The 22,869-nt window shown below is 67.3% G+C and carries 23 protein-coding genes and 1 pseudogene; 9 read left to right on the forward strand and 15 right to left on the reverse strand.

Annotation, left to right across the window (positions count from 1 at the left end; translation table 11 throughout):
* Positions 1 to 174: 174 nt before the first annotated feature.
* Positions 175 to 2,010 carry a hypothetical protein gene (locus AC13FN_RS17175; protein ID WP_154583077.1) on the reverse strand — a complete coding sequence of 612 codons (1,836 nt, stop codon included), beginning with the start codon at positions 2,008 to 2,010 and terminating at the stop codon, positions 175 to 177.
* A gap of 496 nt (positions 2,011 to 2,506) precedes the next feature.
* Between AC13FN_RS17175 and AC13FN_RS17180 the strand changes: the two genes are divergently transcribed.
* Genes AC13FN_RS17180 through AC13FN_RS17210 form a run of 7 tightly spaced genes read left to right on the forward strand, consistent with a single transcriptional unit; the run spans position 2,507 to position 7,310 of the window.
* Positions 2,507 to 3,127, forward strand: coding sequence for a LemA family protein (locus AC13FN_RS17180; protein ID WP_043398066.1), 621 nt, complete (start codon positions 2,507 to 2,509; stop codon positions 3,125 to 3,127).
* Positions 3,128 to 3,130: 3 nt separating this feature from the next.
* A complete protein-coding gene (locus AC13FN_RS17185) occupies positions 3,131 to 4,021 on the forward strand; it encodes a TPM domain-containing protein (RefSeq protein ID WP_312392735.1) in 891 nt (296 codons plus the stop codon).
* The gene (locus AC13FN_RS17190; RefSeq protein WP_043398070.1) at positions 4,021 to 4,515 is read left to right on the forward strand and encodes a TPM domain-containing protein; all 495 of its coding nucleotides are present in this window, start codon (positions 4,021 to 4,023) and stop codon (positions 4,513 to 4,515) included. Before AC13FN_RS17185 ends, AC13FN_RS17190 begins: the two co-directional genes overlap by 1 nt.
* Before the next feature lie 51 nt (positions 4,516 to 4,566).
* The gene (gene lgt, locus AC13FN_RS17195) at positions 4,567 to 5,454 is read left to right on the forward strand and encodes a prolipoprotein diacylglyceryl transferase (protein WP_043398072.1); all 888 of its coding nucleotides are present in this window, start codon (positions 4,567 to 4,569) and stop codon (positions 5,452 to 5,454) included.
* Entirely contained in the window at positions 5,451 to 6,245 is a 795-nt protein-coding gene (locus tag AC13FN_RS17200) for a thymidylate synthase (protein ID WP_043398075.1), read from the forward strand. The genes lgt and AC13FN_RS17200 overlap by 4 nt, the downstream gene beginning before the upstream one ends.
* Positions 6,242 to 6,805 carry a hypothetical protein gene (locus tag AC13FN_RS17205; protein ID WP_230080534.1) on the forward strand — a complete coding sequence of 188 codons (564 nt, stop codon included), beginning with the start codon at positions 6,242 to 6,244 and terminating at the stop codon, positions 6,803 to 6,805. The genes AC13FN_RS17200 and AC13FN_RS17205 overlap by 4 nt, the downstream gene beginning before the upstream one ends.
* Before the next feature lie 13 nt (positions 6,806 to 6,818).
* The gene (locus AC13FN_RS17210) at positions 6,819 to 7,310 is read left to right on the forward strand and encodes a dihydrofolate reductase (RefSeq protein WP_312392738.1); all 492 of its coding nucleotides are present in this window, start codon (positions 6,819 to 6,821) and stop codon (positions 7,308 to 7,310) included.
* 88 nt (positions 7,311 to 7,398) lie between these two features.
* Here AC13FN_RS17210 and AC13FN_RS17215 read toward each other — a convergent pair whose 3' ends face one another.
* The 10 genes and pseudogenes from AC13FN_RS17215 to AC13FN_RS17260 all read right to left on the reverse strand — a co-directional run bounded on the left by AC13FN_RS17215 (position 7,399) and on the right by AC13FN_RS17260 (position 17,288).
* On the reverse strand, positions 7,399 to 8,043 hold the full coding sequence (locus AC13FN_RS17215; RefSeq protein WP_312392739.1) for a DUF1287 domain-containing protein: 645 nt from the start codon (positions 8,041 to 8,043) through the stop codon (positions 7,399 to 7,401).
* The gene (locus AC13FN_RS17220) at positions 8,040 to 9,062 is read right to left on the reverse strand and encodes a symmetrical bis(5'-nucleosyl)-tetraphosphatase (protein WP_053442541.1); all 1,023 of its coding nucleotides are present in this window, start codon (positions 9,060 to 9,062) and stop codon (positions 8,040 to 8,042) included. Before AC13FN_RS17220 ends, AC13FN_RS17215 begins: the two co-directional genes overlap by 4 nt.
* Before the next feature lie 15 nt (positions 9,063 to 9,077).
* Positions 9,078 to 9,461, reverse strand: coding sequence for a Co2+/Mg2+ efflux protein ApaG (gene apaG / locus AC13FN_RS17225; RefSeq protein WP_005412297.1), 384 nt, complete (start codon positions 9,459 to 9,461; stop codon positions 9,078 to 9,080).
* Positions 9,462 to 9,474: 13 nt separating this feature from the next.
* The gene (gene rsmA, locus AC13FN_RS17230; protein ID WP_005408139.1) at positions 9,475 to 10,278 is read right to left on the reverse strand and encodes a 16S rRNA (adenine(1518)-N(6)/adenine(1519)-N(6))-dimethyltransferase RsmA; all 804 of its coding nucleotides are present in this window, start codon (positions 10,276 to 10,278) and stop codon (positions 9,475 to 9,477) included.
* Positions 10,275 to 11,255, reverse strand: a complete 981-nt coding sequence (pdxA, locus tag AC13FN_RS17235) for a 4-hydroxythreonine-4-phosphate dehydrogenase PdxA (protein ID WP_043398088.1) — start codon at positions 11,253 to 11,255, stop codon at positions 10,275 to 10,277. The genes rsmA and pdxA overlap by 4 nt, the downstream gene beginning before the upstream one ends.
* An 18-nt stretch (positions 11,256 to 11,273) precedes the next feature.
* Positions 11,274 to 12,605: pseudogene (locus AC13FN_RS17240) on the reverse strand (peptidylprolyl isomerase); the annotation flags it as partial.
* Positions 12,602 to 15,103, reverse strand: coding sequence for an LPS-assembly protein LptD (gene lptD / locus AC13FN_RS17245; protein ID WP_010481829.1), 2,502 nt, complete (start codon positions 15,101 to 15,103; stop codon positions 12,602 to 12,604). The pseudogene AC13FN_RS17240 and the gene lptD, both read right to left, overlap by 4 nt.
* Positions 15,104 to 15,192: 89 nt before the next feature.
* The gene (locus tag AC13FN_RS17250; protein ID WP_482985112.1) at positions 15,193 to 16,131 is read right to left on the reverse strand and encodes a histone deacetylase family protein; all 939 of its coding nucleotides are present in this window, start codon (positions 16,129 to 16,131) and stop codon (positions 15,193 to 15,195) included.
* Between the two features lie 9 nt (positions 16,132 to 16,140).
* Complete coding sequence (locus tag AC13FN_RS17255) at positions 16,141 to 16,695, reverse strand: cob(I)yrinic acid a,c-diamide adenosyltransferase (protein WP_217015164.1); 555 nt, start codon at positions 16,693 to 16,695, stop codon at positions 16,141 to 16,143.
* 8 nt (positions 16,696 to 16,703) lie between these two features.
* Positions 16,704 to 17,288 carry a hypothetical protein gene (locus AC13FN_RS17260; protein ID WP_019338105.1) on the reverse strand — a complete coding sequence of 195 codons (585 nt, stop codon included), beginning with the start codon at positions 17,286 to 17,288 and terminating at the stop codon, positions 16,704 to 16,706.
* A gap of 106 nt (positions 17,289 to 17,394) precedes the next feature.
* On the opposite strand from AC13FN_RS17260, the gene ubiH reads away from it, so the two are divergent.
* Both ubiH and AC13FN_RS17270 read left to right on the forward strand, forming a co-directional pair.
* On the forward strand, positions 17,395 to 18,603 hold the full coding sequence (gene ubiH / locus AC13FN_RS17265; RefSeq protein WP_312392743.1) for a 2-octaprenyl-6-methoxyphenyl hydroxylase: 1,209 nt from the start codon (positions 17,395 to 17,397) through the stop codon (positions 18,601 to 18,603).
* Positions 18,600 to 19,781, forward strand: a complete 1,182-nt coding sequence (locus AC13FN_RS17270) for a UbiH/UbiF family hydroxylase (RefSeq protein WP_312392744.1) — start codon at positions 18,600 to 18,602, stop codon at positions 19,779 to 19,781. Before ubiH ends, AC13FN_RS17270 begins: the two co-directional genes overlap by 4 nt.
* A 179-nt stretch (positions 19,782 to 19,960) precedes the next feature.
* Here AC13FN_RS17270 and AC13FN_RS17275 read toward each other — a convergent pair whose 3' ends face one another.
* The 4 genes from AC13FN_RS17275 to AC13FN_RS17290 all read right to left on the reverse strand — a co-directional run bounded on the left by AC13FN_RS17275 (position 19,961) and on the right by AC13FN_RS17290 (position 22,837).
* The gene (locus AC13FN_RS17275) at positions 19,961 to 20,356 is read right to left on the reverse strand and encodes an EF-hand domain-containing protein (RefSeq protein ID WP_312392746.1); all 396 of its coding nucleotides are present in this window, start codon (positions 20,354 to 20,356) and stop codon (positions 19,961 to 19,963) included.
* A 48-nt stretch (positions 20,357 to 20,404) separates the two neighbouring features.
* Positions 20,405 to 21,472, reverse strand: a complete 1,068-nt coding sequence (gene rlmM / locus AC13FN_RS17280) for a 23S rRNA (cytidine(2498)-2'-O)-methyltransferase RlmM (protein ID WP_046428937.1) — start codon at positions 21,470 to 21,472, stop codon at positions 20,405 to 20,407.
* Positions 21,456 to 22,016, reverse strand: a complete 561-nt coding sequence (locus AC13FN_RS17285) for a nucleoside deaminase (RefSeq protein ID WP_004154307.1) — start codon at positions 22,014 to 22,016, stop codon at positions 21,456 to 21,458. The genes rlmM and AC13FN_RS17285 overlap by 17 nt, the downstream gene beginning before the upstream one ends.
* Positions 22,017 to 22,114: 98 nt before the next feature.
* Positions 22,115 to 22,837 carry a DUF6348 family protein gene (locus tag AC13FN_RS17290; RefSeq protein WP_312392747.1) on the reverse strand — a complete coding sequence of 241 codons (723 nt, stop codon included), beginning with the start codon at positions 22,835 to 22,837 and terminating at the stop codon, positions 22,115 to 22,117.
* Positions 22,838 to 22,869 lie beyond the last annotated feature (32 nt).

Consider the following 22,869-nt stretch of genomic DNA (forward strand, 5'->3'; position numbering starts at 1 on the left):
CCGCCCCACCCCCGACAGTTTCCCGCGGTCTGCCGGAACTGCACGGGGTCGGATCCCGTTGCTGCGCAACGGGCTCTGGCCCTGATTCTGCTCTGGTAGGTGTCGACCTTGGTCGACACGAATGCTTGGAGTATGGGCTTCTGCAGAGACTAGTGCGTGGATGGATCGGACTGGCTAGTGTTTCTTTACTACGGCCTCGTCAGGGCTCCAGTTTTCGTCAGCGCCGTCCTGCAATGATTCCGGCACGGGCCAGATAAGTACGCCGGCTTCCTCACCTGCGAGTCGATGTGCATGAACCCACAGCTCCGTCCCGGCTCGATTGAATGCAAGGGATTTCAATGCGATTCCCTCAGGAACGCCGAGACGTGAGACGTGCTTGCCGGAATCCATGCGCCAGACATCGACGTAACGGCCCGGCGAAGCACCCGTAACCGTCATCGCGAGCAGCCTGCCTTGAGCCGTGCGTGCCAGTGCCTGAGTACCGGCTTTTCGTTCCACCTGAAATGCAGTTTCCCCGGTGGAAAGACGATGAATGCGAAGAACTTCCCTCTGGTCTGTTGGATCACGAGTCTCTTCGGCGACCCAGTCGCCCGCGGCGCTCCCCAACACCAAGCGTCCAGTGCTTCCGGACCTTAGTGGAAAGCTCTTGACCACATCGCCTGACGCAGGTGCAACACCAACCAGACCGCAACTCGTGAACCAGAAAAGTCCGTCTCCCAGGTCCGGTGCCGGACCTGAGGAGCAGGATTGCATGTAGCCAAAGACGCGCCGTCTCAAGTTCGTTCTGTCCTTCCAAAGCTCCTTCATCGCGATGGCTTCTCCTGATCCTGTGTCCATGATCCGCTCAGGGAAGCGCTCCTCTGTCGCCATGTGAGGCTCCGAGTAGAGATAGGAGTTGCCATCTGCATCAAGTTGCCAACGAGGGGCCATGGTGCTCTGCATGCAACGGTCGCTTCGGATCGACCCGGTCGCATCAACGCTGATCCACACAGGACAGGACGTAAGAATCTGTTGCGTCAGGCTTGGCTCGATTGCGGTCAGGGCCCATAACCCCCCCTTTGGGTCGACCTTTGTCTCGATGACCCGCTGACTTTCACCCATCTGCCAAGCCACGACGCCCCCATCCTTCTTCGCGGCAATGTAACCGTATGAGCTGTTGGTGGCTGACGTGACATGGAACTGGTCACTGGATAGCGAACGAATCTGGCCAGAGTTGTTGCCCGGTTGAATCCCCTGGATTGGGAGCCACTGGAGCATCGTCGTCGTGCCATCCACGGGCAGGCGAGGGGCGATGCGCTGAACCGGCCTCTCTTCGCTTGGATTGAACAGATTCGAGATGACATCCAATGATGTTCCAGGGCCCGCCGGGAGCGTTGATACCAGCGCCTGCATCTGGTCTGAGAATTCCTGGCTGGCGTTGTTCTCCGTGATCATCTCGGTCTCCCAATGCGGGTAGGGCACACCGGCGACCCCCGGAATGGATGCGAAGGCTTTCCGATCGACACGGCGTTGTTCCTGGCGCCGTTCCGCATACCAAAGCAGCGTCTGCGGAGGAGCGCCTGTCAGATCTGTCAGGTCGATAAGAACAACGTGCTTGTCGCCTGACCTGCGTCGCGAAGTGTCAATGTAGGAACTGGAGAACGTCAGCCGATCCACAGTCAGATCAGTGAACGAGGCACCTGTGGGATCGAGATCGGATGGAGACAGCTGCTCTACGTAAGTACGCCAGCGCGACTTCTCTTCTGGTGCGATGACCCCCAACGTGGCCGCTACATCGATTGCAGCGAGGTTCGTCGCGAATACGATTGCACTTTTCTCAGGGTGGAAGTGCCCGTAGACCTTCATCCACGCCCGCTCCATGTCCCCCAGGATAGGTTGAGCGTGATCCCTCTGGCTAAATGAGCTGGAAAAATAGCTTCGCGCGCGAAACGCCGTGCTGACCTCCTGCGTCGATGCGGACACGATGTAGGCCTTGCCTATATAGCTGTCACCCCCTACGTGAAGCAGCATGTCCCGGGTCTGGGCATCGGCTGGCGCGGTGAGGGCAGTCGGGGTAAGGACAGGCCCGGGCGTCGGAGCATCCCGTGTGGGCCCCGGGGTCGGCTGGGCGCAAGCCGTAGGCATGAGCACAGCGATGATGGCTGCTGTTGAAAGAAGTCTGTACATGATTGAGGTCGATGCCCATTTCCCGACCGATGGCTGCTGCATCTGCGGGCGGGTAGTTCAAGTGCGGGATTCCTGAACTATCTGATGCGGAAACTGTGTTGAGCCATGCAACAAGTACGAAATGGGCCCGTGATTGCCCTGCCGGGGGGCCTGGCCGACGGAAGGCGGAAGCAAGGGGCAGAGCCGCCCCTAGGCCCAGTTCAGGCAATGCGCCAGACCCATCGCTTCAGCGACCTCCTGGCCTGGGCCGGTCGGCCCTGCCGGATTCCTGTTCATCTCCACACGTTCGTTAACACCGGCCATGGCATGCTCGGCGCCAAGCCCACCCGGAACCTCCGCCATGCGCCTGTTCACCCGTGTCCTGCCCCTGATGCTGCTGGCCTCCCTGCTCTCCGGCTGTGGCTACAACGCCATCCAGCAGAAGGATGAAGCGGTCAAGGCCAGCTGGTCGGAGGTCATCAACCAGTACAAGCGCCGCGCCGACCTGGTGCCCAACCTGGTGCAGACCGTGAAGGGCTTCGCCAGCCAGGAAGAGCGCGTGCTGACCGAGGTCACCAACGCCCGTTCGCGTGTCGGCCAGATCAACGTCAATGCCGACGACGAAGCCTCGCTCAAGCAGTTCCAGCAGGCCCAGGGCGAACTCGGCAGCGCGCTGTCGCGGCTGCTGGTGGTCACCGAGAACTATCCGGAGCTGAAGTCCAACCAGAACTTCCGCGACCTGCAGGCGCAGCTGGAAGGTACCGAGAACCGGGTCACCGTCGCCCGCGGCCGTTACATCCAGCAGGTGCAGGACTACAACACCTACATCCGCTCGTTCCCACAGGTGATCACCGCCAAGATCTTCGGCTACAAGACCAAGCCGAACTTCACCGTGGAAAACGAAGCGCAGATCTCCAACGCGCCGGCGGTCGATTTCGGCAACGCGCCGCAGCAGCAGCCGGCACCGCAGCCGGGCCACTGACCCATGCGCCTTGCCACTGCGCTGCTGGCCCTGCTGCTGTGGCTGCCGCTGGCCTCGCAGGCGCAGCAGCTGGCGCCGGTTCCTGCGCTGGATTCGCCGGTGGTCGATACCACCGGCACGCTGGATGCCACGCAGAAGCAGGCGCTGTTGCAGCAGGCGATGGAACTGCAGCAGCGCAAGGGCAGCCAGCTGCAGGTGCTGGTGGTGCCCACCACCCAGCCGGAAGACATCGCGCAGTACACCACGCGCGTCTTCGACCAGTGGCAGATTGGCCGCAAGGGCGTGGATGACGGCGTGCTGCTGGTAGTGGCCAAGGATGACCGGCGCGTGCGCATCGAACCCGGCTACGGCCTGGAAGGCGCGATTCCCGATGCCATCGCCAACCGGGTCATCCAGGAATACCTGGTGCCGCGCTTCCGCAGCGGCGACTACGCCGGTGGCATCACCGACGCCACGGCGGTGCTGGTCAAGCTGATCGACGGCGAAACGCTGCCGGCACCGGTCAGCGGCCATCGCGGGCGTGATCCCAGCGGTGGCGGTGATACCTGGTTCCTGGCGCTGTTCATCGGTGTGTTCGCCGGCAGCATCCTGCGCGGCGTGTTCTCGCGGGTGCCGCGGCCGCTGCGTGGCGTGCTCGGCGGTGCCGGTGCAGCCCTGGCGGCGTTCCTGTTCACGTCCACGCTGCTGGCCAGTGGCCTGGCGGGCATCGTAGGCCTGATCGTGGCCATGCTCTCCGGCCACCCGGGCCGCTTTGCCGGTGGCGGTGGCTGGGGCGGTGGCAGCTGGGGCGGTGGCGGCGGCTTCGGCGGCGGTGGCGGCTGGGGAGGCGGTGGTGGCGGCTGGGGAGGCGGTGGTGGCCGCTCCGGTGGTGGCGGTGCTTCGGGGGGCTGGTGATGATCCAACGACTGTGTCGTCATGTGTTTTCGCCGTCGGTACGGCGCGCGTTCCCGCCGGCCACGCTGCAGGCGATCACCGAGGCCATCGCGGCCGGTGAGCAGCGCCACGGCGGGCAGGTGATGTTCGCGGTGGAAGCGGACCTGCCGCTGGCCGCGCTGTGGCACAGGGTCAGCCCGCGCCAGGCCGCCGAACATGCCTTCGCCCGTCTGCGCACCTGGGATACCACCCATAACAATGGCGTGCTGATCTACCTGCTGCTGGCTGACCACGCCATCGAGATCGTCGCCGACCGTGGCCTGCACGGCCGGGTCAGCCCGGCGCAGTGGCAGCGGGTCTGCACCCACCTGCGCGAGGGCCTGCGTGGCTCCCATCCGGTGGAAGCGCTGCAGGATGCCATCGACGAGGTCTCCAGCCTGATCGAAGGGCACTTTCCGGCCTCGACGCGGTCGAACGATGACGCGTTGCCGAACTCGCCCCAGCTCCTTGGTTGAGCCGGGGCGGCACTGGCCCGAGAATAGGCGTTCAACCGCAAGGCACCTTCCATGATCTATTTCCACGACATCGACCCCATCGCCCTCTCGCTGGGGCCGATCAAGGTGCACTGGTACGGCATCATGTACCTGCTCGGCTTCACCGCCGCCTGGCTGCTGGGCCGCAAGCGCATCGCCGCCGGGCGCCTGCCGGGCGTCGATGCCAATGGTTTCTCCGACCTGCTGTTCTACGCCATGCTCGGCGTGGTGCTGGGCGGGCGCATCGGCTACATGCTGTTCTACGCGCTGGGCGATTTCCTGCACAACCCGCTGCTGCTGTTCAAGGTCTGGGATGGCGGCATGAGCTTCCACGGCGGCCTGCTCGGCGTACTCGGTGCCTGCTGGTGGTGGTCGCGCAAGCACGCGCTGCACTTCTTCGACACCATGGATTTCATGGCGCCGCTGGTGCCGCTGGGCCTGGGCTTCGGCCGCATCGGCAACTTCATCGGCGCCGAGCTGTGGGGCAAGTACACCGACGGCACGTGGGGCGTGGTGTTCCCGTCCGGCCTGCCGGCGCCGCTGAACCAGCTCGACCACGCGACCCTGCAGGCGCAGTTCGCGACCGGCGCGTTGAACCAGTTCGCACGGCATCCCTCGCAGCTGTATGAAGCGTTCCTGGAAGGCCTGGTGATGTTCGTGGTGCTGTGGGCGGTGTCGGCCAAGCCGCGCCACCGCTACCTGGTGGGTGGCCTGTTCGCGCTGATGTACGGCCTGTTCCGCTTCGCCGTGGAGTTCGTGCGCATGCCCGACAACGGTGTCTACGTGGCCTTCGACTGGCTGACCCGTGGCCAGATCCTCAGCCTGCCGCTGATCGCCTTCGGCCTGGTGCTGCTGGTGATGTCGCGCCGCGCGCCGGTGCTGCAGCCGCAGCTGCCGGTGGCTGCCGAGGGCAAGGCATGAAGGCTTACCTGGACCTGCTCTCGCACGTGCTCGAGCACGGCGCCGAGAAGAGCGACCGCACCGGCACCGGTACCCGCAGCGTGTTCGGCTGGCAGATGCGTTTCAACCTGGCCGAAGGCTTCCCGCTGGTCACCACCAAGAAACTGCACCTGCGCTCGATCATCCACGAGCTGCTGTGGTTCCTGAAGGGCGACACCAACATCGGCTACCTGAAGGACAACCAAGTGCGGATCTGGGACGAGTGGGCCGACGAGAACGGCGACCTCGGCCCGGTCTACGGAAAGCAGTGGCGCAGCTGGGCCACCGCCGATGGCGGCGAGATCGACCAGATGCAGTGGCTGGTGGACGAGATCAAGCGCAACCCCGATTCGCGCCGGCTGGTGGTCAGCGCCTGGAACGTGGGCGAGCTTTCGCAGATGGCGCTGATGCCGTGCCACAACCTGTTCCAGTTCTACGTGGTGGACGGCAAGCTCAGCTGCCAGCTGTACCAGCGCAGCGGCGACATCTTCCTCGGCGTGCCGTTCAACATCGCCAGCTATGCGCTGTTGACCCACATGGTGGCGCAGGCCACCGGCCTGGGCGTGGGTGATTTCGTGCATACGCTGGGCGATGCGCACCTGTATTCGAACCACTTCGAGCAGGCGCGCGAGCAGCTGTCGCGTGAACCGCGCGCGCTGCCGACGCTGTGGTTGAACCCGGAGGTGACCGACCTGTTCGGCTTCCAGTTCAACGACATCCGCATCGACGGCTACGATCCGCACCCGGCGATCAAGGCGCCGGTGGCGGTATGAGTCCCCGATTGATTTCCAGCGGCCTGCTGGCGCTGTGCGGCATGTTGCCGCTGGCCATGGTGCAGGCCGGACCGGCCGATGCGCTGTCGTTGGCCCGGCAGGTCAATGAGCAGATCGTGCACAAGCACATGCGCGAGGAAGTGCAGGCGTTCGCCGGGGCCTTCAACGGCGGCACGATGATGCCCCAGGATGTGCCGGAAGGCTGCCGGGCGCAGATGCGTGAGGCGGTAACCGGCATGTACACGGCGATGACCGAGCACCTGAAGGCGGGTGTCGAGGATCCGGCCTATCAGCGCACGCTCGAGCAGCAGCTTGCCACCGTCTATTCCAGTGACCAGTTGCAGGCATTTCTGGCACGTCGTGCCAGCACCGACACTGCTGCGTTGTCGGCAGACATCCTGTCCGGACCGGGCCTGAAGGATATCGAAGAGGCGCAGAAGCAGAAGATCCTCGATGGCCTGGATGAGCAGTCCACGTCCAGTCCTGCGCTGGCGGCGGCGCTGCAGGCCGCCAGTGCCGCCAACGCTGCCTGCGAACGCCTGCAGATCGACGCCAGCTGAGGAGGTGGTAGCAATGAAGCTGTCGATGATCGTGGCGTTGGATCGCAACCGTGGCATCGGCCAGGGCAATGCCATGCCCTGGCACCTGCCGGATGATTTCAAGCACTTCAAGGCGCTCACCCTGGGCAAGCCGATCCTGATGGGGCGCAAGACGGCCGAGTCGATCGGCCGCGTACTGCCGGGGCGGACCAACCTGGTGCTGACCCGCAGCGGGCAGGTGCCGTTCGAGGGCATGCGCGCGGTGGCGTCGCTGGATGAGGCGAAGACGATTGCCGAACGCGAGGGCGCCAGCGAGTTGTGCATCATCGGCGGCGGCGAGATCTTCCACCAGCTGCTGGACCAGGCCAGTGACCTGTACCTGACCTGGGTGGATGCCGAAGTCCCCGCCGATACCCATTTCCCCGAGGTGGATGCGCAGGACTGGCGGGAAGTGAGCAGCGAGCCGCACCCGGCCGACGAACGCCATGTCCACGCGTTCCGCTTCGTGCACTACGTGCGCCGCTGAAGATGGTTTCCTGTAGAACCGAGCCATGCTCGGCTGCTGTTGCCGGACACATCCCGTAGCCGAGCATGGCTCGGCTCTACAGGATTGCCTACGGCCTCCGGTAATGCCCGATGATGGTGTGCTGGAACAGCAAGTTCTCTTCGCGCGTGCCGCGCGCGATGTTGTGCAGTACCAGCGGTGTGCCGTCGGCCAATTGCCGGTCGGAGACGATGCCCACGTGCAGCAGGCCGTTGCCGTTGAGCTTCCAGGCGACGATGTCGCCGGCCGCGTAGTCGGCGGCGAGGGCCGTGATCGGCTGCTGCCAGCCCTGCCGTTCGAACCAGCGCATCAGGTTCGGTACGCGGCGATGATCGATGTTGCGATCCGGTCGTGACAGGCCCCAGATCGCCGGATAGGCACTGAAGTTGCCGCGCATGTCCTCATGCACGCGGGCCTGCAGGTCCACGTCCAGGCTGCGCAGCGCGCGCACCACCACGTCGGTGCACACGCCGCGATCAACCGGGACGTCTCCGCCGGGATAGGCCAGCACCTGATAGGCAGGGTCGTAGCGGGTGGTGACGCCGATCTGCGCGCGCGCTGCAGCCACCAGCGGCGGCGAAGGCGCCTGCGGCTGCGATGGCGTGTGGCCGACGTTTCCGCCGCCGGTGGGGGCCGGGGCCGAAGTGGGCTGGCAGCCGCTGGCCAGGGCCAGCGTCAGCAGCACCATCCATGGTGCCCAGCCGCGCCGCGTCATGCCTGCGGCGGAGGACTGTTGTTGCCGGGGCCCGCGGAGCCACCACCACCGCCACCACGGCGACGACGACGGCGCGGGCCGCGATTGCCCGGGGTGGCGGCCGGAGCGTTACCGCCGCCCTGTTCCTTGCCCTGCGCCGACGCAGCCGGGCGCTCGTGCGCCGGGCGTGCTGGCGGGCGGGCGTTGGGCACGGGGGCGGGTACATCGCGGCCTGGCACCTGCACCACGCGCAGTTCATCGGTATCGAGCTGGATCGCGGTGAGCTTGCCGCCCCAGACCGCGCCGGTGTCGATGGCGTGCACGCCCTGGGTGATGGTCAGGCCCAGCGCCGACCAGTGGCCGCAGACCACCTTCAGGTCGCGCTCGACCCGGCCCGGCACTTCGAACCAAGGATACAACCCCTGTTCCTGCGTGCCCGGCGTGCCCTTGTCCTCGATGCCGATGCGCCCGCGTGGGGTGCAGTAGCGCATGCGGGTGAGCACATTGATGATCGCGCGCGAGCGGTCGTAGCCGGACAGGTTGGGGGCCCAGCTCGGCTTGTCGCCATACATGTTGCGGAACAGCTTGCGGTAGCCGGCGCCGTGCAGCTGCACCTCGACCTCGGCGGCATGCTTTTCGGCCATCTGTGTGGTCCACTTCGGCGCCAGGCCGGCATGCACCATCATCCAGCCCAGCTCGCGGTCCACGTGCACCAGCTTCTGCAGGCGCAGCCAGTCCAGCAGTTCGTCGCGGTCCTCGGCCTGCACGATGCGCAGCAGGTCCGGGTTGACCTTGCGCTGTTCCTCTTCGGTGCGCGCACCGACGGCCAGCAGCGAAAGGTCATGGTTGCCCAGCACCACCACGCTGTGCTCGCGCAGCGAATGCACCAGCCGCAGCGTTTCCAGCGACTGGCCACCCCGGTTCACCAGGTCGCCGCAGAACCACAGGGTGTCCTGTGCCGGGTCGAAACGGATCTTTTCCAGCAGTCGCTGGGTGACGTCATAGCAGCCCTGCAGGTCGCCGATCGCCCACACACTCATCGTTCGGCCTCCGTGTCAGTGCAGGGTACGCGGGATGGCCAGCACGAAAGGTGCGACCGGCGCGGCAAATTCGGTGCCGTCGTCGGCGACCATGTCGTAGTGGCCCTGCATGGTCCCGTGATCGGTCCCCAGCATGACACCGGACGTGTAATGGAAGTCTTCACCGGGACGCAGGCGCGGCTGCTCGCCGATCACCCCGTCGCCGTCGACATGCTCGACGCGGCCGTTGGCATCGGTGATGCGCCAGTGGCGTGCGACCAGGCGCGCGGCAACACGTCCCTGGTTGTGGATGCGGATCGTGTAGGCGAACGCATAGCGCCCGTCTTCCGGCGCGGATTGATCGTCGAGGAAGCGCGGTGCGACTTCGACGGAGATGGCATAAACGTCAGCGTCTTCCATACCGGCAGTGTAATCAGGAGGCATTGGCCAAGGCGATGAATTCGGCCACGTCCAGCTGTTCGGCGCGGGCATCGGGACGCACGCCGGCGGCAACGAACTGTTCGGCGGACACCACGTTGTTCAGGGCGTTGCGCAGGGTCTTGCGGCGCTGCCCGAAGGCGGCCTTGACCACCTCGGCGAAACGCTTGTGGTCGTTGATGTTGATTGTGGCCGGGTCACGCGGCACCAGCCGCACCACGGCCGAATCGACCTTCGGCGGCGGCCGGAACGCGCCCGGCGGCACCACGAACAGCGAGGTCACCTGGCAGTAGGCCTGCAGCATCACGCTGAGCCGGCCGTACACCTTGCTGCCGGGGCCGGCGGCCATGCGGTCGACCACTTCCTTCTGCAGCATGAAGTGCATGTCGCGGATCACCGCGGCATGTTCCAGTGCATGGAACAGGATCGGCGAGGAGATGTTGTAGGGCAGGTTGCCGACCAGGCGGATCGGCTGGCCGGCAGCCAGCTCGGTGAAGTCCACGCGCAGCACGTCGCGGTGGACGATGGTCAGCTCGCCCAGCGGCTCGGCGGCGGCGGTCAGCGGCGCGATCAGGTCGCGGTCGAACTCGATCACCGTCAGTTTCGGATGCACGCGCAGCAGCGGCAGGGTGATCGCGCCCTGGCCGGGACCGATCTCGACCAGGCGGTCACCGTCTTTCGGGTTGACCGCCATCACGATCTTGTCGATGTAGTGGCGGTCGGCCAGGAAATGCTGGCCAAGCTGCTTCTTGGCCGGGGCGGTGAACACCGGGCCGGAGGGGGAATGCGGGGAATTCATGCGCTCAGTGTACGTTGCCGCGCAAGCTGCGCACACAACGTCGTTGCCGCCTGCAGGCTGGAAGGATCGGCAATGCCGCGCCCGGCCAGATCCAGTGCCGTGCCATGGTCCACCGCCACGCGCGGGTAGGGCAGGCCCAGGGTCAGGTTCACCGCCTGCTCGAAGCCCGAATACTTCAGCACCGGCAGGCCCTGGTCGTGGTACATCGCCAGCACGGTGTCGAAGCCCGCCAGCTTGGCCGGCAGGAAGGCGGTATCGGCCGGCAGCGGCCCGATCAGGTCCATGCCCTCGGCGCGCAGGCGCTGCAGCAGCGGGATGATCAGGTCCAGCTCCTCACGACCCAGATGGCCGTCTTCGCCGGCGTGCGGATTCAGGCCGAGCACGGCGATGCGCGGCGCAGGCAGGCCGAACTCGCGGCGCAGGGCGGCATGCACGGTGCGCAGGGTGTGTTCCAGGCGGGGCGCGGTGATCGCGTCGGCCACCTCGCGCAGTGGCAGGTGGGTAGTGGCCAGGGCCACGCGGACGATGTGGTTGGCCAGCATCATCACCACCTTCACCCCGGCCTGGTCGGCCAGCAGTTCGGTGGTCCCACTGTAGGCGATGCCGCCTTCGTTGATGACCGCCTTGTGCACCGGGCCGGTGACCACGCCGTGCAGTTCGCCGGACAGGCAGGCCTGGCCAGCACCGAGCAGGGCAGCGATGACGGCACCGGCATTGGCCGGGTTGGCCTGGCCGAAGTGGCTGGGCACGGTATTGGCCACAACGCGCACACGCAGATCGCCGGGGACGCGTGCTTCGGCGTCCTCGGGCAGCAGCTGCAGCGGCAGGTTCAGCGCGGCGGCGGCCGCGCGCAGGGTATCCGGGTCGGCGAAGGCCAGCAGCCGGCAATCTTCACGCGGCTGCTGGACGAGGCGGACACACAGCTCCGGGCCGATCCCGGCGGGCTCGCCCGGTACCAGAGCGAGCTCGGGACGCATCGGTCAGGACTGCGGCGGCGTGGCGGTGTTTTCCGCGCGGTCGCCGCTGCGGAAGCTGACGTAGGCTTCGCCACGCAGTTCCTGCAGGAAGCGGTTGTACTCGTCTTCCAGCTTGCGGCGGCCGATGGTCTCGCGGACCTGGGCACGCTGGTTGTCGGTGGTCACGTCGGTCTGGCGGGTGCCCACGCGCTGCACGATGTGCCAGCCGGCATCGGTGCGGAACGGCTGGCTGACGCCGCCATCCTGGATGCCGGACACCTGCTGGCCGAACGCCGGACCGAACGCGTCGGCCGGGAACCAGCCCAGATCGCCGCCCTGGCCCTTGCTGTTGTTGTCCTCGGAGGACTCCTTGGCCACGGTCTCGAAGTCCGCGCCACCGGCGATGCGGGCGCGCAGGGTATCGATCTTGGCCTTGGCGGCAGCGTCGGTCTGGTGATCGTCCACGCGCACCAGGATGTGGCGGCCGTGGTACTCGGTGACCGTGTGCTCACCACCGCTGGCGGCGCTGGCATCACGCACTTCCACCAGCTTCAGCAGCTGGAAACCGCTGGGGCCGCGGATCGGGCCGACCACTTCGCCGGGCTTCATCTTTTCCATCATCTGCGCGAAGGCCTGCGGGATTTCATCCAGGCTGCGCCAGCCCAGGTCGCCGCCTTCCAGCGCGTTGGGGCTGTCCGAATAACGCACGGCGGCCGCGTTGAAGTCCAGCTCACCCTTGTCCAACAGGGCCTTCACGCCTTCAGCCTTCTTCTGGCCGGTGGCGATCTGGTCGGCGTTGGAGCCGTCGGGCAGGGCGATCAGGATGTGCGCCAGGTGGTACTGGTTGCCCACCGTGGCCTGCTGCTTCAGGGCGGCGTCGACTTCGCCCTCGCTGACACTGATGCGGCTCTGCGCGAAGCTCTGGCGCAGGCGCTGCACGGTGATTTCATCGCGCACCGAAGCGCGGAAATCGTTGAAGTCGATGCCGTCGTGAGCCAGGCGCTGGCGCAGTGCATCCAAGTTCGAGCCGTTCTGCTGGGCGATGGCATTCATCGCCTGGTTCAGCTCCTGGTCGCTGACGCGGATGCCGCTGCCCTGGGCACGGGCTACCTGCAGCTTGACCAGCACCAGGCGCTCGAGCACCTGGCGGCTGAGCACGTCTTCCGGCGGCAGCTGGTTTTCACGGCCGGCGTACTGCGCCTTGATGTTGGCGATCGCACGCTGGAGCTCGCTCTGCAGGATCACGTCCTCGTCGACGACGGCGGCGATGCGGTCCAACGGCTGCGCCTCCTGCGCGAGCACCTGCAGGGGGGCGGACACGCTGGACACCGCCAGCAGGGAGGCGAGAAGAACGGGGAAGCGCTTGGTCATGGGATCTGATTCGGATCGTAGTCATCCCGGGTCGCCCCGGTGTTGCTGGGCGGCACGAGATAGAGGTCGTCGCGGTTGTAGCCGAGGATAGCACGGCGCAGCGTACGGTCCGTGTCCTGGCCGATGGAGCTGAGGCCCTTGAGCACGAACTCCAGCTGGAAGGAATTGTTCATGTCGCCTTCGCGGTTGCGCACGTAGCGGCGGGCCACCGCACGGACCGCCAGGCAGCAGCTGTCCCACTGCACGCCGGCGATGATCTCCAGCGGTTCCTTGTCCTGCAGCGAGTAGTAATACCGGCCCACCAGGCTCCAGCGCGCATTCAGCGGGTACAGGAACGACAGGTCGGCCTGCTCCAGCAGGGTCCGGTCATGCTTGTTGGCGGTCGCCGGCGCGCCAGCGTTGATGCGGTAGCGGTAGCTGAGGTTGATCACGCCATCGTTGGGCATCAGATAGCGGGCGCGGACGCTGGCCAGATCCTCGCGCTTGTACTTCGGGTCCCACTGGTAGGTGGCGCCCAGGGTCCAGCGGTCGTTGATCATGTAGTTGCCGTCGGCGATCCAGGCCGACTTGCCCTTCTCCACCGGTGCGCCGCCCGGCGTGGTGCTGACCCGCGATTCGTCGAAGTACTGGATCTGGCCGATCGCGGCCGAGAAGCGTTCCTTGCCGGTAGTCTGGTCGATGAAGCGGGTGCCCAGTGCCAGGGTCAGCTGGTTGGCATCGTTCTGGCGGTCGGCGCCGGTATAGCGCGAGTCGCGGAACAGCTGGCCCCAGCTGAAGGTGAAGTCACGGGTGTCGAAGATCGGCAGCTCGTCCTGGTTGCGATAGGGCGTGCGCAGGTAGAACAGGCGCGGCTCCAGGGTCTGCAGGAATGACTTGCCACCGATCGACGTCTCGCGATCGAAGAACAGGCCGGCATCAAGGCTGCCGATCGGCAGGCTGCGGCTGGGCGAGGTATTGCCGCGCAGCTGTTCCGGGGTGGCCGTGGCCGGGTCGATGCCCTGCGAGCGCAGGATCTGGGCCTGGATGCCGTTGACGCCGTCGACCAGGCCGCGGTCCAGCTGGTAGGCCGTATAGCGGTAGGCCAGGGTCGGGGTGATGTACCAGGCCGCGCCACTGATCGGGAACGATACGTACGGCTTCACGTCCAGCCGCGAGCCACCACTGATGCCAAGACCGGATGTCTGCTGGATGCCGTTCCGCGTGTACTGCAGATCCGTGCCCCGGTCCGGTCCGTACTTGAAGTTGACGTCGTCGTGGGTGAAGCGCACCGCTTCGGTGTAGATGCCGGTTTCCAGCCACGGCAGCACCGGCTTGTTCCAGTTGAAGAACAGGCGTGGCTCGCGGTTGTAGGGCAGGGCGCGCTCGTCGAGGGTGTAGTCGGTCAGCTGCCAGCGGTCGGCCATGATGCCGGCCGTCCAGTTCTGGCCGGTGCCGTACAGGCCGATGGTGCTCTGCAGGTTGGAGGCGGTCACGCCCACCAGGCGGTTGGCGAAGTCCTCGACATAACGCTCGTCGCTCACCCAGGCCAGGTTGGCGCGGGCCTGCCAGTGGCTGTTCACGTTGTGGTAGCCGTCGAACATCACCCGGCCGCGGTCGCGGTCGCGCAGCTTGTCGCTGGGCATGTAGCTGGTCAGCACCTCGCCACGGCCGCCGTTGTAGAGGTAGCGGAACTCGTTGTCGAGCAGCAGGCCGCGCCGGCTCATGTAGCGCGGGGTCAGGGTGTCATCGTAGTTCGGCGCCAGATTGAAGTAGATCGGCTGCGCGTAATCGAAACCGTTGCGGCCGGACATGCCCAGCTGCGGGAACAGCAGGCCGGTCTTGCGGCGGTCATCGATCGGGAACTTGAAGTAGGGCGCCCACAGCACCGGCACCTTGCCGATGCGCAGCACCGCGTTGCGGGCCGTGCCGAAGCCTTCGTCGTTGTCCACTTCGATCTGCGGCGCCGACAGCTTCCATACCGGCTGCGACGGGTCGCAGGTGGTGTAGGTGGAGCGGTGCATCTGGCCGACCGCGCCCTGCAGGTCGACCGACTCGGCATCGCCGTTGCCCCGGCGTGACACCAGCTGGTACTTGATGTCGGAGATCTTGTGGGTGTCGCTTTCCTGGTTACCTTCGGCACGCTTGGCGACCATCCGGATCGACCCGTCCTGGTAGCGGACATTGCCGTCGGCGATGTAGTTGCCGGTCTCGGTGTCGAAGCTGAGCTTGTCGGTGCCGACGAACTGGTCACCCCGGCGCAGCGCCACGTTGCCCTCGTACTGCGGCACGGTGGTGGTGCCCAGCAGCTGGTCACCTTCGATGTCGGTCGGCTGGTTCTCGCGGGCGGCCGCGGCGGCAGCCTTGTCCTGGGCCGGGACCGGGGTGGGGGCGTCGGTGAACGCGGGAATGACGTCGGTGGCCGGGCACAGGCCCCAGTTGAGCGGCTTATCATCGGCCATCGCCGGCAGGCTGATGGCGATGCTCAGAGGCAGGGGAAGCAGGCGGAGGGCTCGGCGCACGCGGTTCGGATTCGGGCGAAAACGGACGGTAGCTTGCCCCATCCCTTGCATAGGGGCAATGAAGGGCGCCGAAGCCTGCCGGTTCGGGTTCATCCGGCGGAGCCACCCGCAGAGGGTGTGATCAGGGCCTGGACATGGGCCACGCTGCACTCGGCCAGGGCCTGCAGGTCGTAGCCTCCCTCCAGCATCGAGACCACCCGGCCGGCCGCGTGACGGCGTGCCAGCGCGTGCAGTTCACGGGTGATCCAGGCGAAATCGTCGGTCTCCAGCATCAGGTCCGCCTGCGGATCACGCAGGTGGGCGTCGAAGCCGGCCGAGATCAGCAGCAGCTGCGGGCGGAAGTCGTCGATGGCCGGCAGCATCTCGTCGGCCCAGACGTTGCGGAAGCGGAAGCCGCCGCTGCCCGGCGGCAGCAGGATGTTCATCAGGTTGCCGGCACCGCGGTCGCGGCGCAGGCCGGAATTGGGAAACAGCCCGGCCTGGTGGGTGCTGTAGTACGAGACCCGGGCATCGTGCTGGAAGATGTCCTGGATGCCATTGCCGTGGTGCACGTCGAAATCGACCACCGCGATCCGCTCCAGGCCATGGCGGTCGCGGGCATAGGCGGCGGCGATGGCGATGTTGTTCAACAGGCAGAAGCCCATCGCCGTGCTGCTGGTGGCGTGGTGGCCCGGCGGGCGCACCGCGCAGAAGGCCAGCGGGTCCTCGCCCAGCATCACCGCATCGACTGCGGCCACACCGGCGCCGGCGGCGTGCACGGCGGCGCTGGCCGAGCCGGGCGAGGTCCAGGTGTCCATGTCCAGCTGGCGCAGCGGCGCGGTCTGCGGCTGCAGCACGAAGTCGAGCAGGGCGCTGTCGTGGACCCGGGTCAGTTCGCCGAACTTGGCCGGCGGCGCTTCGCGCCAGTCCAGCTGGCCGGGGAAGGCCGCGTGCAGCGCGTCCAGCACATGCTGCAGGCGTTGCGGGCATTCGGGATGGCCGGGACCGGGGTCATGCAGCAGGCAGGACGGGTGGGTATAGACCAGCATCGTGCCGACTCAGCGCTGGCGCTGCTGCGGTTGCCACAGCGCTTCGCTCTGGCCATCGGCGCGGGCCAGCACCCGGGCCAGCACGAACAGCAGGTCCGACAGCCGGTTGAGGTACTGCAGCGCCTCGCTGCGCACGGCTTCGTGGCGGGCCAGGGTGACCGTTTCGCGCTCGGCGCGGCGGACGATGGTGCGGGCCAGATGGCAGCGCGCGGCGGCTTCGCCACCGGCTGGCAGGATGAATTCCTTCAGCATCGGCAGGTCGGCGTTGTAATGGTCCAGCTGCTGTTCCAGGGCCGAAACGTCGGCGGCATGGATCGCGGCGTGGCCGGGGATGCACAGTTCGGCGCCCAGGTCGAACAGCTGGTGCTGCAGATGCACCACCAGCGCGCGCACATCCTCGGGCAGGGGTGCGGCCAGCAGCAGGCCGAGCGCGGCGTTGGCCTCGTCGACGGTGCCGAAGGACGCCACGCGGGCGTCATCCTTGGCCACGCGCTGGCCGTCGCCAAGGCCGGTACTGCCGTCGTCGCCGGTGCGGGTGTAGATGCGCGAGAGGCGATGACCCATGGCGCGGCTCAGTGGCGGATGTCGCGGCGGGCCTGCTGGAGCTTCAACACCTGCTCCACGGCCAGCTGCAGGGCGGCGGCCAGGGCCACATAGATCGCCGTGGTGCGCAGGTAGGGCCCGAACCACTGCGCGTAGTTCTGTGCCCAGCCGGCCAGGGTCGGCTCGGCCACGTTGCGGCTGGACCAGTAGAAGCCGCCCTGTGCCAGCAGGTGGCAGACCGCCACCGAGGCGACCAGCAGCAGTGCGCCCTTGGCCAGTACCGGCCAGCGCGCGCTCTGGTAGTTGCGGCCCAGCAGCATGCCGCCGGCCCACAAAGAGAAGTAGGCCGGCAGCAGCAGCCAGTAGCCCGGCGACACGCAGTAGTGCTGCCAGAAATCCAGGCCGCTGCTGCGGATCACGATCCAGTCGACCAGTACGGCGAATACCATCAGCAGCGGGAACGCCCAGCGCGTCCAGCGGGCCAGGTAGAAGCCACCGATGAAGAAAACGGCCCAGGAGGCATCCGGAATGGCCGCGAAGTGGTTGACCCGGGTCGCCGCCAGCAGCAGTACGAGTACGGACAGGACAAAGGCGCGGTTGGCGGTATCGGACATGGCGGGGGCCCGGAGCGGATTCAGGTTTCATTCTAGCCCGCCGCGCAGGTTGGCGCAGGTGCCGCCCGTTCGGCGTACAGTCGGGGCGAGCGCGTATCATGAACGCATGAGTGAACGACATGACGTGCTGATTGTCGGTGGTGGCCTGGTCGGTGCCAGCCTGGCCATTGCCCTGGACCGCCTGGGCCGCGACGTGGGCCTGCTCGAGGCCAGCCCGGCCGGCGAGCTGCCTGCGGTGTTCGACCAGCGCAATCTCAGTTTCGCCGCTGCCACCGTCAATGCGCTGACCGCGCTGGGGGTGATGCAGAAGCTGGCGATGGCACCGGGCCCGATCCGGCGCATCCATGTCAGTCGTGCCGGCGATTTCGGCCGTGTGCAGCTCGAAGCGGCCGATTACGACCGGCCGTGGTTCGGCCAGGTGGTGGTGGCGCGGGACTTCGGCCAGGCGCTGGAAGCGCGGCTTCAGGAGCTGCCGCGCCTGCGCCGTTACCGGCCGATGCGGTTCCTGGGACTGGGCGAGGTGGTGGACGGCTACCGCCAGGTGCGGGTGGCTGACGAGACCGGCGAGCGCTTGCTGCTGGCACGGCTGGTGGTGGGTGCCGATGGCACGACCAGTGGCGTGCGCGGCGCGCTGGGCACCGAGGTCGACCGCCATGATTTCCAGCAGACACTGTTCGTGGCCCGCGTGCGCAGCCAGCGCGCGCCGGACGGCACCGCCTGGGAGCGGTTCACCGATACCGGCCCGACTGCCCTGCTGCCGCGTGGCGATCGTCACTTCGGCACCGTGCATGGCGTAGCGCGCGACCACGCCGATGCGGTGATGGCGCTGGACGATGCGGCCTGGCTGCAACGCCTGCAGAACGCGATCGGCTGGCGCGCCGGTCGCCTGCTTGAATCCGGCCCACGCAGTGCTTATCCGCTCATCCAGGTGCTGGCGCGCGCGCTGGCCGGTGAACGCACGGTACTGCTCGGCAATGCCGCGCAGACCATTCATCCGCTGGGTGCACAGGGCTTCAACCTGGGCCTGCGCGATGCGCTGACCCTGGCCGAACTGCTGGAGGATGCGCACGATGATGCCGGCAGTGATGCACTGCTGCAGGCCTATGTCGCGCGCCGCGAAGAGGACCGCCGGCAGACGGTGGCGTTCTCCGGTGGGCTGGCGCGCCTGACCAGCAACCCGGCGCCGCTGATGCGGCCGCTGCGCAGCCTCGGCATGGTGGCCGCGCAACGCGCATCGGTGCAGTCGATGCTGGTCGGTGGCGCGATGGGCTTCCGTGGCGACGTGCCGCGCCTGTGCCGCGGAGAAGCCGCATGAGCCGGCGCATGCGCCTTGATGTGGCCATCGTTGGTGGCGGCGTGGTCGGTGCCGCGTGCGCGCTGGCGCTGGCCGATGCCGGCCTGTCGGTTGCGCTGGTGGAAGGTCGTGAACCGGCACCGTGGCAGGCCGCACAGCCTGACCTGCGCGTGTTCGCCTTTGCCGCCGACAACGTGCAGCTGTTGAACCGCCTGGGCGTGTGGCCGGCGATCGCGCAGGCCCGCGCCTGGCCCTACCGGCGCATGCAGGTGTGGGACGCGGCCGGTGGCGAGGATCTGCTGTTCGACGCCGATCGTTTCGGCCGGCGCGAACTGGGCTACATCGTCGAGAACGGCCTGCTGCAGGACCGCCTGTGGGCGGCGCTGCCGGCGGCGGGCGTGCAGCTGCACTGCCCGGCACGGGTGGAAGCACTGGAGCAGGACGAGGACGGCGTGCGCCTGCGCCTGGATGACGGTCGCCGCCTGGAAGCGGCGTTGGCGGTGGCCGCCGACGGTGCCGAGTCGACCCTGCGCCAGCTGGCCGGGATCGAGGTTGAAAAGCACGACTACCACCAGCGTGGCGTGGTGGCCTATGTCGACAGTGAACTGCCGAACCAGGCCACCGCCTGGCAGCGCTTCCTGCCGAGCGGCCCGCTGGCGTTGCTGCCGGTGGCCGAGCGCCGCAGCTCGATCGTATGGACCCTGCCTGAAGACGAGGCAACACGCGTGCTGGCGCTGGACGAAGATGCGTTCAACCGCGAACTGACCCGCGCCTTTGCGGCGCGGCTGGGTGACCTGCGGCTGGCATCACCGCGTGCGGCGTTCCCGCTGCGCCGGCAGCTGGCCCGTCACTATGTGGCCGGCCGCGTGCTGGCGCTGGGCGATGCCGCACATGTGGTGCATCCGCTGGCCGGGCAGGGCGTGAACCTGGGGCTGCGCGATGTCGCCGCCCTGCAGCAGTGGCTGGCGCCGTCCGCCGAGCGTCGGGGCCAGCCGCGGCTGTCGCCGCAGCGACTGCAGCGCTGGGCACGCGAACGGCGCAGCGACAACCACATCGCCGCTTACAGCTTCGATGCGATCAACCGCCTGTTCTCCAACGACGAAATGCACCTGACCCTGGCCCGTGGTCGCGCGCTGGGCTGTGTCGGCAAATGGCCGCCGCTGGTGCAGGCGTTCTGGAAGCGCGCCGCTGGGGTGTAAGCGGAATACATGCCGCACGACGCTGCGGGCATCGCTGGCGCGTTACCAACCACGGGACGCAGCTCTGGTAGGTGCCAACCTTGGTTGGCACGCTTCCGGCATCGGTGAACAAAAAAAGGGGACGGAGGGGATTAAGTCGTTTGTGCCACAAACGACTTAATCCCCTCCGTCCCCTTTTTTCAGTCGACCAGCCAACCGGCCAGGTCGGCACGATCCAGCTTGCCGCGACGGCTCACGTCCAATGCATTGAACTCATCGGCCAGTGCCGGATTGGCCTGCGCTTCCTCGCGGCTGATGAAACCATCGCCGTTCACATCCAGCGTGGCGAAGTGGATGCGGTACTGGCCGACCACGCTGCTGGGTTCCAGCGAACGCACGGTCACCTGCGCCTCGCCGGCCGGCTGTGCAATCTCGACGCTGCCGCTGACCCGGCCAGCATCCAGCGGTTGCTGGCGGATCGCGCCGCCGTTGGGGCCCAGCGGCTGGCTCTGCGCAGGGGTGTGCGGCAGCTGCTGGGCAATGGCAGGTGCGGCTGCCAGCAGGGTGATCAGCATGGGGAGCGGGTGGTATCGCATGGTTCCCTTCCTCGGTAGCGCCGGGCCCATGCCCGGCGGGCATGTTCCTCAGCGCAGCGGCGAGGCCAGTACCGTGATCTCCTCACGGTCGTGATAGAGCTGCTTGGCACGTACCACCAGCGGCTTGCCGGCCTGGTCCTGGAATAGGTCCAGGCACAGCCGGGTTTCATCCCAGCGCTTCTTCATCGGCAGCTTCAGGTTGAAGATCGCGTGCCGGCACCAGCCTTCGCGGAACCAGGTGGCCATGCGTTCGGCCACGCGGCGCGGCTGCTCGACCATGTCGCAGACCATCCAGTCCAGTGGCTGCTCCGGGTGCCAGTGGAAGCCATCGGCGCGCAGGTGCTCGACCAGGCCGGTGTCCAGCACGTGCTGGCGCAGCGGACCGTTGTCGATGCTCAGTACGTGCATGTGCTGGCGGGTCAGCACCCAGGTCCAGCCGCCGGGGGCGGCGCCCAGGTCGGCTGCGCGCATGCCGGGCTTGGCCAGCGCTTCGCGTTCTTCCGGCGTCAGCAGGGTCAGCAGCGCTTCGTCCAGCTTCAGCGCCGAACGCGAAGGCGCTTCGGGTAGCAGCTTCAGGCGCGGGATGCCCAGCGCCCACGGCGCGCTGTCGGCCGGGTCGGCCACGCAGACGAAGGCGTGGGTGCCGTCCACAAACACCACGTGCAGGCGCGGCAGGCGATTGTTTGGCTTGTCGGTCAACTTGCCGGCCTTGCGCAGCGCCGGGCGCAGCGCGTTGCCGAAGGCGCGGGCCAGGCCGGACAGCGGCTTACCGGCATCCGAATCCGGGTGTTCCACCCACAGGTCGCCGAAGCGCGGCGCATCGGCCAGCACCTCCAGCATCGGGGTGATGCGGTCGGCCGGGTCCAGCTGCGGCAGCTCGGCCAGTACCACCAGCTTCTGCCGCGCGAAGATCAGCTCGCGCCAGCGCAGGCGCGGTGCCAGTGCCGCAGCTTCGTCGCACATGAAGAGCACGTAGCCATCATTGCGCTGGGTGCGCGCATAACCGGCGAAACCGGCTTCACCGGCGCGGAACTGCAGCTCGCCGGCCAGTTCGGGCTCGAAGCCCTGCCGGCACAGGCACAGCAGGCCGATGCCGGTTTCAGTAACGGGCGCCATCGCTTTCCCCATAGGCGCGCAGCACGCTGCGCGCGGCGTCGCGGTTCAGGCCCTGCACCACTTCGATGCCGCGCTTGTTGAGTTCGCCCACCCAGTCGGCCGGCAGCGGGCCTTCGTCGAACGGGGTCAGTTCCTCGACGTCGGCCGAGTTGGCACCGATCAGCAGGCGGTCGATGCCGGCCCACACGGTGGCGCCATAGCACTGGCAGCACGGCTGCGAACTGGTGGCCAGGGTGACCGGCGACAGCACCGCGTTCAGGCGCGGGGTCTGCAGGCGCTGCTGGGCCAGCATGTAGGCCATGTTCTCGGCGTGCGCCAGCGAGGTCGCGTGCGGCATCACCCGGTTCACGCCGGCGGCGATGACCTTGTCATCCGGGCCGAACACCACGGCGCCGAACGGGCCGCCACTGGCGTGTTCGACGTTCAGCCGCGACAGCTCGATCGCCAGCGCGACCTTGGCCTCATCGCCCGGATATCGACGATCCAGGTCGATCTGGTCGTGGATCCAGGCGGGAAGGGTCAGGTGGACTTGCGCGTACAGCATCGCGGGGGTGCCTCGTAGTGGGATGGAAGAAAGTGCGGTTGCTTGGGAAACCGGCGCGCAGTGTAGCTGCACCGGCCTGTATCGGGTGTGGCGGCGGGTCAGCCCGGCGAGCCGGTGCGGATCACCACGTACTGCTTGCGGAATTCCAGCCCGGCCTGCGGCCAGCTGGCCGCGTAGGCGCGCAGCAGGGGCAGGGCGGCGGCAAAGTCGTGGCCATTGACCCGGCAATCGGCCTCGCACAGGCCATCGGCATCGCGCGAGGCGAACAGGCGGATGGCCAGGAACTGACGGGCTTTCAGCAGCTCGTCGAAGGCCTCCATGCTGCGGGTGAACAGGCAGCAAGGGCAGGAACCGTGGTCGTCCTCGCTGCAGGTGGAGGCATCCACCTCCTGCGCGCGGTAGTGCGCCAACGGCCCCAGCACCACGGTGCGTTCGTGCTCCTCGCCATCGTCACTGGCCGGATAGGTCAGGCCCATCATCGGCAGGCCCTGTGCATCTTCGGCGCCGATCGCGGTCTGCAGGGTCGCCAGGTCCACCCGCACCCAGGCCTGGAAGCCGGACAACAGCGATGCCTGCTCATCAGCACCGTTGGCATGCTGGTACTCGAACAGGCCATCGGCGAACAGCTGCGGATGCTGGCTTTCGATGACGGTGGAGGTCTGCCAGCCGCCGTTGTCGCGCGCATGTGCGGCCATCGCATGCGGGGTCAGGCGCAGGCCGCTGTCGAGCAGCAGCGCGTTGCCGTCGACGTGGTTGGCGACGCCCGCGTCCTGCAGGACCTGCTGCAGCAGCGGGAGGAGGGCGGCGGAGGTCGTGGTCATGTCAGGCCTGTCGGTGGATGGGGTGGAACACC

This window comes from Stenotrophomonas sp. 115C5 (assembly GCF_056861055.1).

Coding starts and splice junctions, on each gene's coding strand:
- AC13FN_RS17175 (WP_154583077.1), bottom strand. CDS start 2,010: ATGCTGCTTCACGTAGGGGGTGACAGCTATATAGGCAAGGCCTACATC.
- AC13FN_RS17180 (WP_043398066.1), top strand. CDS start 2,507: ATGCGCCTGTTCACCCGTGTCCTGCCCCTGATGCTGCTGGCCTCCCTG.
- AC13FN_RS17185 (WP_312392735.1), top strand. CDS start 3,131: ATGCGCCTTGCCACTGCGCTGCTGGCCCTGCTGCTGTGGCTGCCGCTG.
- AC13FN_RS17190 (WP_043398070.1), top strand. CDS start 4,021: ATGATCCAACGACTGTGTCGTCATGTGTTTTCGCCGTCGGTACGGCGC.
- lgt (WP_043398072.1), top strand. CDS start 4,567: ATGATCTATTTCCACGACATCGACCCCATCGCCCTCTCGCTGGGGCCG.
- AC13FN_RS17200 (WP_043398075.1), top strand. CDS start 5,451: ATGAAGGCTTACCTGGACCTGCTCTCGCACGTGCTCGAGCACGGCGCC.
- AC13FN_RS17205 (WP_230080534.1), top strand. CDS start 6,242: ATGAGTCCCCGATTGATTTCCAGCGGCCTGCTGGCGCTGTGCGGCATG.
- AC13FN_RS17210 (WP_312392738.1), top strand. CDS start 6,819: ATGAAGCTGTCGATGATCGTGGCGTTGGATCGCAACCGTGGCATCGGC.
- AC13FN_RS17215 (WP_312392739.1), bottom strand. CDS start 8,043: ATGACGCGGCGCGGCTGGGCACCATGGATGGTGCTGCTGACGCTGGCC.
- AC13FN_RS17220 (WP_053442541.1), bottom strand. CDS start 9,062: ATGAGTGTGTGGGCGATCGGCGACCTGCAGGGCTGCTATGACGTCACC.
- apaG (WP_005412297.1), bottom strand. CDS start 9,461: ATGGAAGACGCTGACGTTTATGCCATCTCCGTCGAAGTCGCACCGCGC.
- rsmA (WP_005408139.1), bottom strand. CDS start 10,278: ATGAATTCCCCGCATTCCCCCTCCGGCCCGGTGTTCACCGCCCCGGCC.
- pdxA (WP_043398088.1), bottom strand. CDS start 11,255: ATGCGTCCCGAGCTCGCTCTGGTACCGGGCGAGCCCGCCGGGATCGGC.
- AC13FN_RS17250 (WP_482985112.1), bottom strand. CDS start 16,131: ATGCTGGTCTATACCCACCCGTCCTGCCTGCTGCATGACCCCGGTCCC.
- AC13FN_RS17255 (WP_217015164.1), bottom strand. CDS start 16,695: ATGGGTCATCGCCTCTCGCGCATCTACACCCGCACCGGCGACGACGGC.
- AC13FN_RS17260 (WP_019338105.1), bottom strand. CDS start 17,288: ATGTCCGATACCGCCAACCGCGCCTTTGTCCTGTCCGTACTCGTACTG.
- ubiH (WP_312392743.1), top strand. CDS start 17,395: ATGAGTGAACGACATGACGTGCTGATTGTCGGTGGTGGCCTGGTCGGT.
- AC13FN_RS17270 (WP_312392744.1), top strand. CDS start 18,600: ATGAGCCGGCGCATGCGCCTTGATGTGGCCATCGTTGGTGGCGGCGTG.
- AC13FN_RS17275 (WP_312392746.1), bottom strand. CDS start 20,356: ATGCGATACCACCCGCTCCCCATGCTGATCACCCTGCTGGCAGCCGCA.
- rlmM (WP_046428937.1), bottom strand. CDS start 21,472: ATGGCGCCCGTTACTGAAACCGGCATCGGCCTGCTGTGCCTGTGCCGG.
- AC13FN_RS17285 (WP_004154307.1), bottom strand. CDS start 22,016: ATGCTGTACGCGCAAGTCCACCTGACCCTTCCCGCCTGGATCCACGAC.
- AC13FN_RS17290 (WP_312392747.1), bottom strand. CDS start 22,837: ATGACCACGACCTCCGCCGCCCTCCTCCCGCTGCTGCAGCAGGTCCTG.